The 15,943-nt window shown below is 69.8% G+C and carries 18 protein-coding genes; 9 read left to right on the top strand and 9 right to left on the bottom strand.

What is annotated here, in order from left to right:
• The first annotated feature begins 1 nt into the window (after position 1).
• The 9 genes from fliJ to fliR all read left to right on the top strand — a co-directional run bounded on the left by fliJ (position 2) and on the right by fliR (position 6,135).
• Positions 2-457 carry a flagellar export protein FliJ gene (gene fliJ / locus ACSQ89_RS08510; RefSeq protein ID WP_093102012.1) on the top strand — a complete coding sequence of 152 codons (456 nt, stop codon included), beginning with the start codon at positions 2-4 and terminating at the stop codon, positions 455-457.
• 21 nt (positions 458-478) lie between these two features.
• Positions 479-1,789: a flagellar hook-length control protein FliK gene (locus ACSQ89_RS08505; protein WP_436296169.1), complete on the top strand. Its 1,311-nt coding sequence runs from the start codon at positions 479-481 to the stop codon at positions 1,787-1,789.
• A 99-nt stretch (positions 1,790-1,888) separates the two neighbouring features.
• Complete coding sequence (gene fliL, locus ACSQ89_RS08500) at positions 1,889-2,371, top strand: flagellar basal body-associated protein FliL (RefSeq protein WP_436290800.1); 483 nt, start codon at positions 1,889-1,891, stop codon at positions 2,369-2,371.
• 12 nt (positions 2,372-2,383) lie between these two features.
• The gene (gene fliM, locus ACSQ89_RS08495) at positions 2,384-3,385 is read left to right on the top strand and encodes a flagellar motor switch protein FliM (RefSeq protein WP_093102008.1); all 1,002 of its coding nucleotides are present in this window, start codon (positions 2,384-2,386) and stop codon (positions 3,383-3,385) included.
• Positions 3,378-3,821 (top strand): flagellar motor switch protein FliN, encoded by a 444-nt coding sequence (gene fliN, locus ACSQ89_RS08490; protein ID WP_093102006.1) that lies wholly within the window; start codon positions 3,378-3,380, stop codon positions 3,819-3,821. Before fliM ends, fliN begins: the two co-directional genes overlap by 8 nt.
• 83 nt (positions 3,822-3,904) lie before the next feature.
• Positions 3,905-4,303, top strand: a complete 399-nt coding sequence (fliO, locus tag ACSQ89_RS08485) for a flagellar biosynthetic protein FliO (protein ID WP_436290801.1) — start codon at positions 3,905-3,907, stop codon at positions 4,301-4,303.
• Complete coding sequence (fliP, locus tag ACSQ89_RS08480; protein ID WP_436290802.1) at positions 4,300-5,067, top strand: flagellar type III secretion system pore protein FliP; 768 nt, start codon at positions 4,300-4,302, stop codon at positions 5,065-5,067. The genes fliO and fliP overlap by 4 nt, the downstream gene beginning before the upstream one ends.
• Positions 5,064-5,333: a flagellar biosynthesis protein FliQ gene (fliQ, locus tag ACSQ89_RS08475; RefSeq protein WP_093102001.1), complete on the top strand. Its 270-nt coding sequence runs from the start codon at positions 5,064-5,066 to the stop codon at positions 5,331-5,333. Before fliP ends, fliQ begins: the two co-directional genes overlap by 4 nt.
• Before the next feature lie 7 nt (positions 5,334-5,340).
• Positions 5,341-6,135, top strand: a complete 795-nt coding sequence (fliR, locus tag ACSQ89_RS08470; RefSeq protein ID WP_093102000.1) for a flagellar biosynthetic protein FliR — start codon at positions 5,341-5,343, stop codon at positions 6,133-6,135.
• An 18-nt stretch (positions 6,136-6,153) separates the two neighbouring features.
• Here fliR and deoA read toward each other — a convergent pair whose 3' ends face one another.
• From deoA to ACSQ89_RS08425, 9 genes are all read right to left on the bottom strand, one after another.
• The gene (deoA, locus tag ACSQ89_RS08465) at positions 6,154-7,494 is read right to left on the bottom strand and encodes a thymidine phosphorylase (protein WP_436290803.1); all 1,341 of its coding nucleotides are present in this window, start codon (positions 7,492-7,494) and stop codon (positions 6,154-6,156) included.
• A complete protein-coding gene (gene deoC / locus ACSQ89_RS08460) occupies positions 7,494-8,255 on the bottom strand; it encodes a deoxyribose-phosphate aldolase (RefSeq protein ID WP_436290804.1) in 762 nt (253 codons plus the stop codon). The genes deoA and deoC overlap by 1 nt, the downstream gene beginning before the upstream one ends.
• Positions 8,256-8,268: 13 nt before the next feature.
• Positions 8,269-9,876 (bottom strand): bifunctional UDP-sugar hydrolase/5'-nucleotidase UshA, encoded by a 1,608-nt coding sequence (ushA, locus tag ACSQ89_RS08455; RefSeq protein WP_436290805.1) that lies wholly within the window; start codon positions 9,874-9,876, stop codon positions 8,269-8,271.
• Between the two features lie 22 nt (positions 9,877-9,898).
• The gene (locus tag ACSQ89_RS08450) at positions 9,899-10,696 is read right to left on the bottom strand and encodes a purine-nucleoside phosphorylase (RefSeq protein ID WP_436290806.1); all 798 of its coding nucleotides are present in this window, start codon (positions 10,694-10,696) and stop codon (positions 9,899-9,901) included.
• Positions 10,693-11,109, bottom strand: a complete 417-nt coding sequence (locus tag ACSQ89_RS08445; protein ID WP_436290807.1) for a cytidine deaminase — start codon at positions 11,107-11,109, stop codon at positions 10,693-10,695. Before ACSQ89_RS08445 ends, ACSQ89_RS08450 begins: the two co-directional genes overlap by 4 nt.
• Positions 11,109-12,077 carry an ABC transporter permease gene (locus tag ACSQ89_RS08440; RefSeq protein ID WP_093101993.1) on the bottom strand — a complete coding sequence of 323 codons (969 nt, stop codon included), beginning with the start codon at positions 12,075-12,077 and terminating at the stop codon, positions 11,109-11,111. Before ACSQ89_RS08440 ends, ACSQ89_RS08445 begins: the two co-directional genes overlap by 1 nt.
• Positions 12,070-13,212 carry an ABC transporter permease gene (locus ACSQ89_RS08435; RefSeq protein ID WP_436290808.1) on the bottom strand — a complete coding sequence of 381 codons (1,143 nt, stop codon included), beginning with the start codon at positions 13,210-13,212 and terminating at the stop codon, positions 12,070-12,072. The genes ACSQ89_RS08440 and ACSQ89_RS08435 overlap by 8 nt, the downstream gene beginning before the upstream one ends.
• Positions 13,209-14,759, bottom strand: coding sequence for an ABC transporter ATP-binding protein (locus ACSQ89_RS08430; RefSeq protein ID WP_093101990.1), 1,551 nt, complete (start codon positions 14,757-14,759; stop codon positions 13,209-13,211). The genes ACSQ89_RS08435 and ACSQ89_RS08430 overlap by 4 nt, the downstream gene beginning before the upstream one ends.
• A gap of 143 nt (positions 14,760-14,902) precedes the next feature.
• Positions 14,903-15,874, bottom strand: coding sequence for a BMP family lipoprotein (locus ACSQ89_RS08425; RefSeq protein WP_093102651.1), 972 nt, complete (start codon positions 15,872-15,874; stop codon positions 14,903-14,905).
• Between the last annotated feature and the right edge of the window lie 69 nt (positions 15,875-15,943).

The raw sequence follows: 15,943 nt of genomic DNA, 5'->3' as shown, positions 1-15,943 counted from the left end.
TATGTCCAAGAAGCTCCCCCTCGACACCCTGACCGAACTGGCCCGCACGCAGAAGGAAGAGGCCGCGCGGCGCCTGGGTGCCTTGCAGAGCGCGCAGGTCAGCGCGCACCAGAAGCTGGACCTGCTGCTGCAATACCGCCAGGACTACAGCCACCAGCTTCAGCTGCTGATGGAGAGCGGCCTGCCCGCCTCGCAGTGGCGCAACTACCGCAACTTCCTCAGCACGCTCGACGGCGCCATCGAGCAGCAACGCGCCATCGCCGTCCAGACGAATGTCCGGCTCGACCATGGCCGCGGCGACTGGCAGCACCATGCGCGCCGCCTCAACTCCTTCGACACCCTGGCCGACCGCCTGCGTCGCCAGGAAGCGATGGTGCAGGCCAAGCGCGAACAGCGCGACAGCGACGAGCGCGCGGCGCGCAAGTTCATCGACCGCGCGGCGCATTCGAGCCCCTGATCTCATCTACCTGGAACCGCCATGTCCACCTTCATCGCTCCCTCTGCCGGCCCGGCCGCGCCCAGCCAGCCGCTCACATCCTCCGGCCCGCGCGGCCGCCCGGCCGACGAGCCGCAGGGACAGCGCTTCGGCGAGGTGCTCGAGCGCTCGCGCGCCGCCGGTGCGCGGAAGTCCGAGGCATCGCCGGACGCAGCGCCTGCCGAGGCGGCCGCTGCGCTTCCGAAGCCGGAGCGCGGCGCGGACAAGAAGGACGAGCTCGTCTCCGATCTGCTGGCCTTCGCGCTGTTCGCGCCCGCGCCGGTCGCGGCTCAACCGACGGCCGTGGCGACGCCCGCCGCCGGCCTGCCGAGCGAAGCCAAGGCAGAGGTGTCGATGGCAACGGATGTTGCCCAAGACCCCTTGCTTGCGCAGACGCCGCCGGCGACCGCCCTGACCGAAGCCGGCACCGAAGCAGCAGCCAAGACCCTCCCCGCAACGCAAGACGCAGGCCCGGAGGCGAAAACGCTTCCTGCACAAGCGGCTGCGGCACAGGCCAACACCGCCAAGTCGGTGCCCGTGGCAGCGGATGCGAGCGTTGCCGACGCCGCCGCGCCGGCAGCCGTCGCTGCAACACCGCCGCCGCAGGCCGCAAGCGCCCTCCCCTCGGCGAAAGCCCCGGCCGCCGGCACGGCCGCGCAACAGCAGGCCAAGGCATCGCCCGCGCTGCCCTCCATCGACGAGACGAAGACGGTGCCGGCTGCCGCGACGAGCACCGAGCGTGCCGATGCAGCCGCAGCGCAGAGCCCGGCGTCCCCGACTGTGGTCCCCACATCGACGTCTTTCATGCCGCAGGCGGTGGAGCGCGCCAGCGCACCCGCCAGCCCCACACCCGTGTTGACCGTCGCACCGCCGGTCGGCAGCGACGAATGGGGCCCGGCCATCGGCCAGCAGATGCTGCGCATGAGCACCGGCGGCCATCAGGTGGCCGAGCTCAACCTCAACCCGGCCGGCCTCGGCCCGCTCAAGGTCACGCTCAGTCTCGGCGACAACCAGGCGCAGGCCATGTTCGTGTCGGCCCATGAATCCGTTCGCAAGGCCGTCGAGGCCGCGCTGCCGCAATTGCGCAGCACGCTCGCCGAGCAGGGCATCAGCCTGGGCCAGACCTCGGTCGGTGCCGAGTCGCGGCCCTGGGCCGGACAAGGCGACGGCTTCGGCCAGCCGCAGCAGCAGCCCTCGTCCTCGCGGCAGGCGGCGTATCCCGGGCGCGCGGACACGGGCACCGATGCCGTTGCGCCTCGCATGCCTGTGGCCGCGCGCAGTACCGGCAGCGCCGGACTCGATACCTTCGCCTGAAACGCGAGATCTGAGGCCCTTTCCCCCGCTTGATCGGCGCTTCGCTTGCGCGTGCGCCGGCCAAGAATAGACCGAATCGTTTTGCAGCAGCTCCCACCCATGGCCACCAGTCCCTCACTCACCCAAGTCGCTCCCTCCGCGCCGCGCTCGTCGAAGCTGCTGATCGGGCTGCTGATCGCCGTCGGCCTGTGCGCCCTCGGCGGCGGCGGTTATGCCTTGAGCCGCAGCAACCTCTTCGCACGCGAAGCCGCCGCGCCGGTGCCGCAGAAGCCCATCTTCGTCACGCTCGAACCGCTGACCGTCAACGTGCAGTCCGAAGGCCGCGGGCGCTTCCTGCACATCGGCATGGCGCTCAAGGTGCGCGACGAGCAGGCCAAGACGCAGATCGTCGAATCCATGCCCGAGCTGCGCAGCCGGCTGCTGCTGCTGCTGTCGAACCGCCAGCCCGAATCGCTGCTGTCCACGCAGGACAAGGCCCGGCTGGCCGAAGAGATCCGCGCCGAGCTCAACAAGCCGCTCGGTCCCAACCTGCCCGCGCAGGACATCTCCAGCGTTTCCTTCAACACCTTCGTGGTGCAGTAAGGGTCTCCTGGCATGGCCTATGAACAGGTGCTCTCGCAGGACGAGGTCGATGCGCTGCTGCAAGGCGTCACCGGCGGAGCCGTCGACCAGACCCGCGCGCCCACGCCGGCCACCGACGGCCTGCCGGCCTACGACCTCGGTGCGCCCGACCGCGTGGTGCGCAGCCGCATGCACACGCTGGAGGTCATCAACGAGCGTTTCGCGCGCCATCTGCGCAGCTCCTTGCTGAACTTCATGCGGCGCAGCGCCGACATCTCGGTCGGGCCGGTGCAGATCCAGCAGTACGGCGAGTTCGTGCGCCACCTGCCGGTGCCGACCAACATCAACATGCTGCACTTCAAGCCGCTGCGCGGCACGGCACTGATCGTGTTCGATCCGAAGCTGGTGTTCCTGGTGGTGGACAACCTGTTCGGCAGCGATGGCCGCTACCACGTGCGCGTGGAAGGGCGCGACTTCACGCGCACCGAGCAGCGCATCATCAAGCGCCTGCTGAACCTCACGCTGCAGTGCTACGGCGACGCCTGGCAGCCGGTATTTCCGCTCGCCTTCGACTACGTGCGCGCCGAGATGCACGGCAAGCTGGCCAACATCGTCGCGCCCAACGAGGTGGTGATCACCACCACGCTGCAGGTCGAGTTCGGCCCGGTCGGCGGCTTCGTGCACGTGTGCATCCCCTACTCGATGATCGAGCCGATCCGCGACCTGCTGTCCAACCCGGTGCAGGACGAGATCGAGGTCGACAAGCGCTGGGTCAAGCAGATGTCGCAGCAGATGCAGAGCGCCGACGTCGAGCTCAGCGCCGACTTCGTGACCATCCCCTCGACCATCGGCGAGCTGATGAAGCTGCAGGTCGGCGACGTGCTGCCGATCGAGCTGCCGAGCTCTGTCGTCGCGCGCGTCGACGGCATTCCGGTGATGGAGTGCGGCTTCGGCGTCTCGAATGAACGCTATGCGCTGCGCGTGCAACAGATGATCTCCCACCAAGACAGCGATCTGAAGAACGACCATGACTGACAACACTCCTTCCAGCAGCGATGCGGACGACTGGGCCAGCGCGCTGGCCGAGCAGACCGCGGCCTCCGCGCCCGCGCCCCTGCAGGCCGCCGCACCCGCACCCGTGGCGGCGCCGGCCGGCGCACAGGTCTTCCAGCCGATCCAGAACGCGCCGACGGCCCACAGCTCGCCGGTCGACATCGAACGCATCCTCGATGTGCCGGTGCAGCTCACGGCCGAGATCGGCCGCACGCGCATCACCATCAAGAACCTGCTGCAGCTCTCGCAGGGTTCGGTGGTCGAGCTCGACGGCCTGGCCGGCCAGCCGCTGGACGTGCTGATCAACGGCTACCTGATCGCGCAGGGCGAGGTGGTGGTGGTGAACGAGAAGTACGGCATCCGTCTGACCGACATCGTCACGCCCTCCGAGCGCATGCAGAAGCTCAGCCGCTCATGATTCCTTGCAGGCGACCGCTGCGGGCCGCGGCCTCTCTTCTTGCGTGGGCATGCACGCTGCCGGCGCGCGCGGCGCTGCCCACCGTGCCGACACCCGCCGCCGAGGCCGCGCCGGCAGTCGGCACCTCCGGCCTGCTGCAGGCCGGCTTCGGCATGCTGGTGGTGCTCGCGCTGATTTTTGCGTGCGCATGGATGGCACGCCGCTTCGGCCTGCAGCGCTTCGGCGGCGGCAATCTCGTGAAGGTGGTGTCGAGCTCCATGGTCGGCCAGCGCGAGCGCGTGGTGGTGGTGGAAGTGGGTGCGACCTGGCTCGTGCTGGGCGTCACGGCCAGCCAGATCAACACCCTGCACACGCTGCCGGCGCAAGCCGTGGCCTCGGCGCCGGCGGCCACGCCGCTGGATGCGAGAACCTCCCAGGCGCTCGGCCTGTTCGCGCAGAAGCTGCGCGAATCGCTCGGCGTCAGGCCGCGGCCGGGCGAATGATGCAGGGCCACCGTCGTCGCTGCCTGCGCCGCGCGGGCCTGCTGCTGGCGCTCGTGCTGCCTGCACTGCCGATCGCCGCCTGGGCGCAGGGCCTGCCCGGCCTCGTGAGCACGCCCGGCCCGGGCGGCAGCCAGACCTGGTCGCTGAGCGTGCAGACGCTGGTGCTGCTGACCTCGCTGTCCTTCCTGCCGGCGCTCTTGCTGTGCATGACCAGCTTCACGCGCATCCTCATCGTGCTGGGCTTGCTGCGCACCGCCATCGGCACGCAATCGTCGCCGCCCAACCAGATCCTGGTGGGCCTGTCGCTCTTCCTGACCTTCTTCGTGATGTCGCCGGTCTTCGACAAGGTCTACAACGAGGCCTACAAGCCCTTCTCCGAAAACAAGATCAGCGCCGAGCGCGCGCTCGAACGCGGCATCGGCCCCTTCAAGACCTTCATGCTGAAGCAGACCCGCGAGAACGACCTCGCGCTCTTCGCGCAGCTGGCCAAGGTGCCGGCGATGGAAGGGCCTGAGGAAGTGCCGCTGCGCATCCTCTTGCCCTCCTTCGTGATCAGCGAGCTGAAGACCGCGTTCCAGATCGGCTTCACCATCTTCATCCCCTTCCTCATCATCGACCTCGTGGTGGCCAGCGTGCTGATGTCGATGGGCATGATGATGGTGCCACCCGCCTCCATCGCGCTGCCCTTCAAGCTGATGCTCTTCGTCATGGCCGACGGCTGGCAGTTGCTGATCGGTGCGCTGGCCGAGAGTTTCTATCTATGACGCCCGAATCCGTCATGGCCATCGGCAGCCAGGCGATCCATGTGTCGCTGCTGCTCGGCGCGCCGCTGCTGCTGGTGGCGCTGGTGGTCGGCCTGGTCATCAGCATCTTCCAGGCCGCCACGCAGATCAACGAAGCCACGCTGTCCTTCATCCCGAAGCTGCTGGCGGTGTTCGCTGTGCTGGTGATCGCCGGGCCCTGGATGCTGGGCCAGATCGTGGACTACATGCGCACGCTGTTCTCGAGCATTCCGCAGCTCGTGACCTAGAGGCGCAATGCCACCGGTCTTTTCGGTCACCTCGGGGGAACTCAACGCCTGGATGGTGGCCTTCCTCTGGCCCTTCGTGCGCATGCTGGCGCTGGTCAGCACCGCGCCGATCTTCGGGGAGCCGGGCGTGCCGCGGCAGATCAAGGTCGCGATCGCGGCCCTGCTCGCGGTGGCCGTCGCGCCCACCATCGGGCCGATGCCGCCGGTGCCGGTGGTGTCCGCGGGCGGCGTCTGGATCCTGGTGCAGCAGGTGCTCATCGGCGGCGCCATCGGCTTCGCGATGCGGCTGGTGTTCGCCGCCGTGCTGGCGGCGGGCGAGTACATCGGCCTGCAGATGGGCCTGTCCTTCGCGTCCTTCTTCGATCCGATGAGCGGCGGCGCCACCATGGTGGTCGCGCGCCTGCTGCACATGCTGGCGATGCTGATCTTCCTCGCGCTCGACGGCCACCTGCTGCTGATCGCCGCGCTCGCCGAGAGCTTCCAGACCCTGCCGATTGCCGACGCGCCGCTGGCCGCGCGCGGCTGGATGTTCCTCGTCGCGGGCGCCGGCCAGATCTTCGCCAACGGCCTGATGCTGGCGCTGCCGCTGGTCACGGCGCTGCTCACGCTCAACCTGGCGATGGGCATCCTGAACCGCGCCTCGCCGCAGTTCAGCATCTTCGCGGTGGGCTTTCCGCTGACGCTGCTCGCGGGCATCGGCATGCTGCAACTGCTGATACCGCAGATGGGCGCCTTCCTCGCGCCGCGCATCGCGGCGGGCTTGTCGTCGGTGATGGAGTTGACGCAGGCTTTGCGGCCTTGAGTCCAGGCATGGGGCGCGCTACGGCGCCCGCGTGATCTCCGCGCAGATCACCGGGGCCGGCACATCAGACGCTGCCGACCCTTGCGTGCCGTCTTCTTCGATGCGCATGGCCGCCTGCAGCGCCGCGATCGCCGCTTCGGCATCGGCCTGGCTGGCCGCATGCACGCGCGCCAGCGGCTCGCCCTTGCGTACCTTGCTGCCCAGCGGCAGCACCTGCGTGAGCCCGACGCGCGGATCGATGCGGTCTTCGGCGCGGCGCCGGCCGCCGCCCAGGGCAACGATGGCCAGGCCGATGGCGCGCACGTCCGCCGCCACCAGTACGCCGTCTTGCGGTGCCGGCAGATCGCATTGCACCGGCGCCTCCGGCAGTTGGCGCACTGCTTGCCCGAGGTCGCTCGCACCACCCAGGCCCGACACCATGCGCGCGAAACGCTCGGCGGCCGCGCCGCTGTCGAGCGCGCGCATGGCGTGGGCCCTGGCCTCGGGCAGGTCGGCCGCGAGGCCGCCCAGGCGCAGCAGCCGCGCCGCGAGCGCCAGGGTCACTTCGAGCAGCCGCGGCTCGCGCTCGTCGCCCATCAGGAAATCAATCGCTTCGCGCACTTCGAGCGCATTGCCCGCGCTGCGGCCCAGCACCTGGTTCATGTCGGTGATCAGCGCCTCCGCGCGCAAGCCGGCGCCGGCCGCCACGTCGACCAGGCTCTTGGCCAGCGCCCGCGCGCCGTCCAGGCGCGGCATGAAGGCGCCGTTGCCCACCTTCACGTCGAGCACCAGTCCCTCGAGCCCGGCCGCGAGCTTCTTGGAGAGGATGCTGGCGGTGATCAAGGGCAGCGATTCGACCGTGGCCGTCACGTCGCGAATCGCGTAGAGCCGCTTGTCGGCGGGTGCCAGCGTGGGGCCGGCGCCGACGATGGCGCAGCCGGCATCGCGCAGAACGGCGAGCAGCGCATCAAGCGACGGCTCGACGCGGTAGCCCGCCAGCGATTCGAGCTTGTCCAGCGTGCCGCCGGTGTGGCCCAGGCCGCGGCCGGAGATCATCGGCACCACGCCGCCGCAGGCCGCGACGATCGGCGCCAGCATGAGGCTCACCTTGTCGCCCACACCGCCGGTGGAATGCTTGTCGAGCACCGGGCCCGGCACATCTGGCCATTGCAGCACTTCGCCGGAATGCGTCATGCCGCGGGTCAGTGCCACGCATTCGCCATCGTCCATGCCGTTGAGCAGGATCGCCATCGCCAGCGCGGCGATCTGGCCTTCGCTCCAGCTGCCGTCGGTGAGGCCGCGCACGAAAGCTTCGATCTGCGCCGGCGAGAGCGCATGGCGATCGCGCTTGGCGCGGATGACCTCGGCCGGCAGCAGCATCAATAGTCTCCGGGAACGGATGGCTTGCCGGCGCCTTTCTGCAACAACACCGACTCGATGTCGGCCAGCAGGCCGCTGGCGCCGAAGCGCAGCCGCTTCGGTCCGATGGCCGACTCGCCCAGCATCTCGCGCGCCAGCGCGATGTAGATCGCCGCATCGGCCACCGTGCGCACGCCGCCCGAGGCCTTGAAGCCGACCTCATCTTTTCGCGCGTGGCCGGCGATGGTCTCGAGCATCGCGCGCGCGGCATCGGGCGTCGCGCCCGTGGCCGTCTTGCCGGTGCTGGTCTTGAGGAAGTCAACTCCGGCATCGAGCCCGATGCGGCAGGCCTGGCGGATCAGTTCTGGCGACTGAAGTTCGCCGGATTCGATGATGAGCTTGAGCGTCTTGCCCGCGCAGGCCGCGCGCACCTGCGCGACCAGGGCCGCCGCGCTGTCCGCATTACCCGCGGCGAGAGCGCGCCAGGGTAGGACCAGGTCCACTTCGTCGCCGCCGGCCGCGAGGATGGCCTGCGTCTCGCGCAAGGCGCGTTCGCTGTCGAGCGCGCCGTCGGGGAAGTTGGCCACGGCCGCGACGCGGATCGATGCCGGCAGCGCGGCCCTGGCCTGCGCCACGAAGCGCGGCCACACGCACAGCGCCGCCGGCGGGCCGGCCGGCCCTTGCGCCTTGGCGCACAAGGCATCGATGGCGGCCGCGTCGTCGCCGTCGTTGAGGCTGGTCAGGTCCAGGCAGGCCAGCGCAATGCGCGCGTCGCGTGTCATGTCGGTTTCCACATCATCTCCTTAACACCTCGTCGCCCGGTGCGTAGTCGGCGGCCTTGAGCGGGCTGCGGCCGGCGATGTAGGCGCGCAGCACCTCGGCATCGACGAAGCCGGTGTTGAGGTAGCCCGGATGCGTCGCCAGCTTGGGATAGCCGTCGCCGCCGGTGGCAGTGAAGTTGTTGATCGCCAGCCGGTACGCGCGCCGCGGGTCGATGGGCTGGCCGTTGACCTTGGCATCCTTCAGCTGTCCGCCTTCGATCAGCATCTGCACGCCCGCCGTCTGCGGGAAGCCGCCCGAGCCCGGTGTCATCCTGGCCGCGGCTTCGAGGTAGCCCAGCAGCTCGGCGCCCGTGAGCTGTACCACGGTCACCTGATTGCCGAAAGGCTGGACCTTGAGCACGTCGCGGTAGGTGATGCGGCCGTCGGGCAGCGAATCGCGCACCCCGCCCGAATTCATGAGCGCGACATCGGCGTCCGTCTTGTCGCGCATGGCCTGGGCGATCAGCCGGCCGAGATTGGTGGCTTGCCTGCGCACCCGTTCGCGATCACCGTCGAACACGCCGGCCGCTTCGCCCACCGGCACCGTCAGCTGCGCCTGCCCGTTGTCCTGGAAGGGCCGCAGGAAGGCGCGCACGCCGGCGTCCTCGGGAATGGTCTCTTCATACGCGACCTTCTTGCCGTCCACAGTGCGCTTGAGGTTGACCGGAATCAGCTGGTACTTGATCAACTCGATCCGGCCCGGGCGCACCTCGAAGTCGGCCCGGCCCACGTACTTGCCCCATTCGTGCGCCTGCACGATCCAGGTGCCGTTCTGACGGTCGGGCGCGCAGGGCGTGCCGGGCACGTAGGCGTCGTTGCGCAGGTTTTCCTGCAGCATGCAGACCGGGTTCTGGCTGTGGCCGCCGACGATCAGGTCGAGCCCGCGGGTGGCGCGCGCCATCTCCACATCGCCCGGCGCGTTGACGCCGCGCCGGCCGTCGGTGTAGTGGCCCATGTGGGTGGCGGCGATCACCATGTCGGCCTTGGCGCGCAGCTCGGGCAGCAGTTGGGCCGCCTCGTCGATGGGCTTGCGGAATTCGATGCCCGCGATGTTGGCGGGCATCACCATCCTGGCCGTGTCGTCGGTGGTCAGGCCCAGCACCGCGATCCGCAAGCCGCCGCGCTCGAACACGCGGTAGGGCTCGAACATGCGCTGGCCGTTCTTGTAGATGTTGGCCGAGAGCAGCGGAAAGCCGGCCCACTGGCGCTGCTTGTCCAGCACCGCGGGCGGCTTGTCGAACTCGTGGTTGCCGACCGCCGAGGCGTCGTAGCCGAGCAGCTTCATTCCCTTGAAGTCGGGCTCGGCGTCCTGCAGGTCGGACTCGGGCACGCCGGTGTTGATGTCGCCGCCGTCGAGCAGCAGCGTGTAGCCGCCGCTGGCCCGCACCTCGGCGCGCAGGCGGTCGATGAGCGTCTTGCGCGCGGCCATGCCGTATTCGCCGTCGGCATTGGTCCAGAAGCGGCCGTGGTGGTCGTTGGTGTGCAGCACGGTCAGCTTGATCGGCGCGCGCTCGCCCGGCGCCGTGGCGCAGCCGGCCAGCAGGGCCAGCGCGGCGGCGACGACGATGAATGGCATGCGCATGGGTCGAATCCTCTAGAGCAGATCAGATCGCTGCAATGACCGCTGCGAGCAGGCGCGATGCGTCCTGGTCGGCGGCGCGCGCGTTGCGCAGGGTGTGGGCGTGGCTCAGGCTTTCATCGGAGAGCCCCGCAGCCATGTTGGTGAGCATCGAGAAGGCCAGCACCTTCAGGCCCGCGTGGCGGGCCAGGATGGCTTCGGGCACGGTGCTCATGCCCACGGCCTGCGCGCCCAGCAGGCGCAGCATGCGGATCTCGGCCGGGGTCTCGAACTGCGGGCCCAGCACCCAGGCATAGACGCCTTCGTGCAGCGCGATGCCCGCCTGCGCGGCCGCGGCGCGGACCTGCGCGCGCAAGGCCGGATCGTAGGCATCGCTCATGTCGACGAAGCGGTCCGAGCCGGGCTCGTCGTGCAGCGGCGTGCGCTGGGCCATGTTGAGATGATCGGCGATCAGCATCAGCGAGCCCGGGCCCATGTTCGCGTCCAGGCTGCCGGCGGCATTGGTCAGCACGAGGATGCGGCAGCCGGCGGCGGCCAGGCTGCGGATTGGGCCCTTCATGGCCGCCGCGTCGCCGCTTTCGTAGACGTGCTTGCGGCCGCGCAAGAGCGCGACCGCGCGGCCGCCGATGCGGCCCAGCCGCAGGATGCCGGCATGGCCGGCGACGTTCAGCGCCGGGAAGGCGGGCAGCTCGGGATAGGGGATGTCTTCCGGCGCCTCGACGAGTTCGGCCGCGCGGTCCCAGCCGGAGCCGAGCACGACGGCCAGCTCGGGCGCGAGGCCCTTGGCGCGGATGCGCGCAGCACTGGCTTCGATGGCGTTCATGGCGACGGAAGATGCGCCGGACCAAAGCTCGCCGGCAGCAGTTCGCCCAGCGTGTAGCGGCCGCGCACCTCGCGCAGGTCGGCACACCATACCGGCGTGTCGTCGTCGGCGAACTCGCGCAGCTTCTGGCGACAGCCGCCGCACGGCGTGACGGGCGCCTTGGCCACACCGACCACCACCGCCGCCAGCACCCGCGTGCCGCCGGCCAGCACCAGGTGCGCGAGCGCCGAGGCCTCGGCGCACTGGCCCTGCGGATAGGCGGCGTTCTCGATGTTGCAACCCGCATGGACCTGGCCGCGTTCGTCGAGCAGCGCGGCGCCGACCGCGAACTTCGAATAGGGTGCATAGGCGCGCTCGCGGGCGGCGCGGGCGGCATCGATCAACTGCGTCATCTGGGTCTGCGAAACGGCCATCATCGCTCCTTCACGTACGGGATGCCGAGCGCCTTGGGCGCACGCGCCTTGCCCACGAAGCCGGCCAACAGCACCACCGTCATCAGGTAGGGCAAGGCCTGGACCGCCTGCACCGGCACGGCGCCGACCAAGGGCAGCACCGTGCCCTGCAAGCGGATCGACACCGCATCGAGAAAGCCGAACAACAGGCAGGCGAAAAAGGCGCCGACCGGATGCCACTTGCCGAAGATCATGGCGGCCAGGGCCATGTAGCCGCGGCCGGCCGTCATGTTCGGCATGAACGACGGATTCTGCGCCAGCACCAGGTAGCTGCCGGCCAGGGAGCACAGCACGCCGTTGAGCATGAGCGCCCGGTAGCGCAGCGCGGTGATGGAAACGCCCGCCGCATCCACCATGGCCGGGTTCTCGCCGGTGGCGCGCAGGCGCAGGCCGAAGCGGGTGCGAAACAGCAGCCACCAGACGGCCGGCACCAGCGCGATGGCGAGATACACCAGCGCGTTGTGGCCGAACAGGCCCAGCCCCAGCACCGTGCCCACCCAGGGCAGCGCGCGCAGCGCCTCGCCGGCGCCCGCCCCCCACGGCGCGAGGCGCACCGTGTCGGGCAGCGGGGGCGTCTGGCCGCCCTGCTGGAACCACGCGATGCCCAGCACCACCGTCAGCCCGGCGGCCGTCATGGTGATGGCCATGCCCATCACCACCTGGTCGCCGCGATGGGTCACGCAGCCGAAGCCCTGCAGCAGCGAGAGCGCGACGCCGACGATGAGCGACACGGCCAGGGCCAGGGCCAAGGAGCCGCTCAGCGCAGCGACGCTGCCGGCGGCGAAAGCGCAGGACAGCATCTTGCCTTCGAGGCCCAGATCGATCACGCCCGAGCGCTCGGCCAGCGCACCGGCCAGCGCGCACAGGATCAGCGGCGTCGCCACGCGCAGGGTCGAGGCCAGCAAGGTGCCGAGCGCGACTTCATCCATCGACGGTGCTCCCTGCTGCCGCCGCGGCGCGCGGCGCACGGCGCGTCGCGCGCCACAGCCGTGCCAGCGTCGGCGCCGCCACATGCGCCAGCGCGCCGGAGAACAGCACGATCAGGCCCTGCAGCGTGTACACCATGTCGCGGCTGAAACCGGGAATCTCGAAGGCCAGTTCGGAGCCGCCCTGGTACAGCGCGCCGAAGAGCAGCGCTGCCAGCACGATGCCCACCGGGTGGTTGCGCCCGATCAGCGAGACTGCGATGCCGGCGAAGCCGGCGCCCACCACATACTCGAGCAGCAAGCGCCCGTGCACGCCCGCGATCTCGTTGATGCCCACCAGCCCGGCCAGCGCGCCGGACAACGCCATCGACACCATGATCTGCACGCGCGGCCGCATGCCACCGTAGTGCGCCGCCTCCGGCGCATGGCCGACCGCGCGGATGGCGTAGCCCGGCTGCGAGCGCCACAGCAGCAGGTACACGGCCACGGCCGCGGCCAGCGCCAGCAGCACGCTCAGGTTGAGCGGCGAGGCCGGCCATTCGATGCCGAGGCCGGCGAGCGCTTCGTGCACGCCGGGCAGGTGCGCCGACGGCGCGAAGGCGCGGCTCTCCACCGTCATGTTGCCGGGCTCCTTGAGCACGTCGACCAGCAGATAGGCCAGGAGCGCCGAGGCGATGAAGTTGAACATGATGGTGGTGATCACCACATGGCTGCCGCGCCAGGCCTGCAGCGCCGCCGGCACCGCGGCCCAGCACATGCCGAACAGCATGGCGGCGCCGATCATCAGCGGCAGCATGGCCCAGCGCGGCAGGTGTTCGCCCAGCGCCAGGGCCGCCAGCGCGGTGCCCAGCCCGCCCATCATGGCCTGGCCTTCGCCGCCGATGTTGAACAGGCCCGCATGGAAAGCGACCGCCACCGCCAGGCCGGTGAAGACGAAGGTGGTGGCGTAGTACAGCGTGTAGCTCAGGCCCATGCGGCTGCCGAAGGCACCCTGGATCAGCAGCGTGAGCACCTGCCAGGGGTTGTGGCCGACCACGGCGACGACGATGCCGCAGGCCAGGAGGGCCAGCGCGAGGTTGACGAGCGGCAGGACCAAGAGGTCGATCCATCGCGGCAGATCGGTGCCTTGAGGATTCACGACTTCGCGACCTCGTCGCCCGCGCCGCACATCAGGCGGCCCAGCGTGGTCTCGTCGCACTGGGCAACCGGGCGCTCGCCGACGATGCGTCCGCCGGCCATCACGAGCACGCGGTCGGCCAGCGCCAGGATCTCGTCGAGCTCGGACGAGACGACGAGCACCGCACCGCCGCCGGCCGCCATCGCGCGCAGGCGACCGTGGATGAACTCGATGGCGCCGATATCGACCCCGCGCGTCGGCTGGCCCACCAGCAGCACCCGCGGCTTCGGCGCGGCTTCGCGCGCCAGCACCAGCTTCTGCTGGTTGCCGCCGGAGAACTTGGCGCTCGTCAGGCGCACATTGCGCGGCCTCACGTCGTACTCGTCCATCATCCGCGCGGTGTCGGCCTGCATGGCCGACTGCCTCATCCAGCCGTGCCGGCTGTAGCGCGGGCGCCGCTGATAGCCGAGCACGGCCGATTCCCAGGCCGCGAAGGGCAGCACCAGGCCGCGCCGGTGCCGATCTTCCGGCACATGGGCGAGCCCTGCTTCGCGCGCGGCTTCAGGGTCGAGCCAATGCTCGCGCGTGAAGGAGCGCGAGCCCAGCGTGAGCGTGCCGGCCTGCGGCGCCAGCATGCCCGAGAGCACCTCCAGCAGCTCGCTCTGGCCGTTGCCCGAGACGCCCGCGATGCCGACGATCTCGCCCGCACGCAACTGCAGCGACACGTCGACCAGGCGCGGCGTGCCCTGCGCGTCGCGCCAGTTCAGGCCGCGCGCTTCGAGCAGCGGCGCGGCGCTCGCGGCGCGCGCGGCGCTGTCCACGCGCCCCATCTGCACGCGGCGTCCGACCATGGCCTGCGCGAGCGCGTCGACGCTGGTGTCGGCCGTGGCGCAGGCCAGCACCACGGCGCCCGCGCGCATCACCGTCACCGCGTCGCACAGCGCCATGATTTCCTTGAGCTTGTGCGTGATCAGCAGCACCGTGGTGCCGCGCGCGCGCAAGGCCCGCAGCGTGTCGAACAGCTGCTCGGTCTCCTGCGGCGTGAGCACCGCCGTCGGCTCGTCGAGGATCAGGATGCGCGCGCCGCGAAACAGCGCCTTGAGGATCTCCAAGCGCTGGCGTTCGCCAACCGGCAGCTGTTCGACCGGCAGGTCCAGGCGCACTTGCAGGCCGCTGTCGCGCATCAGCGCCTCGAGGCGCGTGCGCACCTGCGCGCGCGCGTTCGGCAGCCGCCAGTGCGGCTCGGCGCCGAGCAGGATGTTGTCGAGCGCGGAAAACGTCTCGACCAGCATGAAGTGCTGGTGCACCATGCCGATGCCCAGGGCAATGGCTTCGTGCGCGCCGCGAATCTGCGCAGCCTTGCCTTCGATCTCGATCTCGCCGCTGTCGGCCTGGTAGAAGCCGTACAGGATCGACATCAGCGTGCTCTTGCCGGCGCCGTTCTCGCCCACCACGCCATGCACCGTGCCGGCCGGCACCGTGAGCGTGACTTCGCGATTCGCGTGGACGGCGCCGAAGTGCTTGTCGATGCGCGTCATGCGCACCGCGGGCGCGGGGCTCTCGTTCATGGAATTTCAGCGCGCCCCACGCAAGGCGAATGCCCCCACGCGATACCAGGAACACCGCGGAACCGGCTTTGCCGGGCCGCTGGTGTTGCCCCCGGTGAGGGGGTTGGCGTAGCGACACGAAGTGCGCGAAGCCTGGGGGAGAGTCACAGTTTGCAGGCGTTGTCGGCCATGTAGTCGGCCACCTTGATCTTGCCCGCAATGATGTCGGCCTTGGCCGCGTCGACCTTCGCCTTCATGTCGGCGCTCACCAGCTTGGCGTTGTGCTCGTCCAGCGCGTAGTCGACCCCGCCTTCCTTCAGGCCCAGCGAGGTGACGCCCGGGGTCGGCTTCTTCGCGGCGTTGAGCACCGCCACGTCGACGCGCTTGACCATCGAGGTCAGCATGGTGCCCGGCTGCAGGTGGTTCTGGTTGCTGTCGACGCCGATGGCCAGCTTGCCCGCATCCTTGGCGGCCTGGTAGACGCCCGAGCCGGTGCCGCCGGCGGCGGCGAACACCACGTCGACACCCTTGGCGAACTGCGCCTTGGCGAGTTCGCTGCCGCGCGTCGGGTCGCTCCAGGCGGCGGGCGTGGTGCCGGTCATGACCGAGCTCACCTCGACCTTCGGGTTGGCGTACTTGGCGCCCTGCTCGTAGCCGCACTGGAACTTGCGGATCAACGGAATGTCCATGCCGCCGACGAAGCCGACCTTGCCGCTCTTGCTGGCCAGCGCCGCCATCATGCCGACCAGGAAGCTTCCCTCCTGCTCCTTGAACACGATCGATTCGACATTGGGCAGCTTGACCACCGAGTCGATGATCGCGAAGTTGAGCTTGGGGAATTCCTTGGCCACCTTCTCGATGCTGCTGCCCTGCGAGAAGCCGATGCCGATCACCGGGTTGGCGCCGCGCGCGGCCATGCGGCGCATGGCCTGCTCCCGCTGCGCCTCGTTGGCGATCTCGAAGTCGAGGTAGGGCTTGCCGCTTTCCTTCTTCCACATCTCTGCGCCGCGGTAGGCCGCTTCGTTGAAGGACTTGTCGAACTTGCCGCCCATGTCGTAGACGATGGCCGGCTCGGCACCTGCCACCAGCGTGGCGCCGGCGGCGAAAGCGAGGACGAGGGCCTTGTTGAGTTTCATGTGCGCATCCTTGGTGTTGGCGATCCGGCTGTAAGACTTCTTGCTGCGTTGCAGGGCTTGCGAGAGCCT

The organism is Variovorax sp. LjRoot175 (genome assembly GCF_964253805.1).
Lineage (GTDB): Bacteria > Pseudomonadota > Gammaproteobacteria > Burkholderiales > Burkholderiaceae_C > Variovorax.
This window is presented reverse-complemented; position numbering and strand designations above follow the sequence as displayed.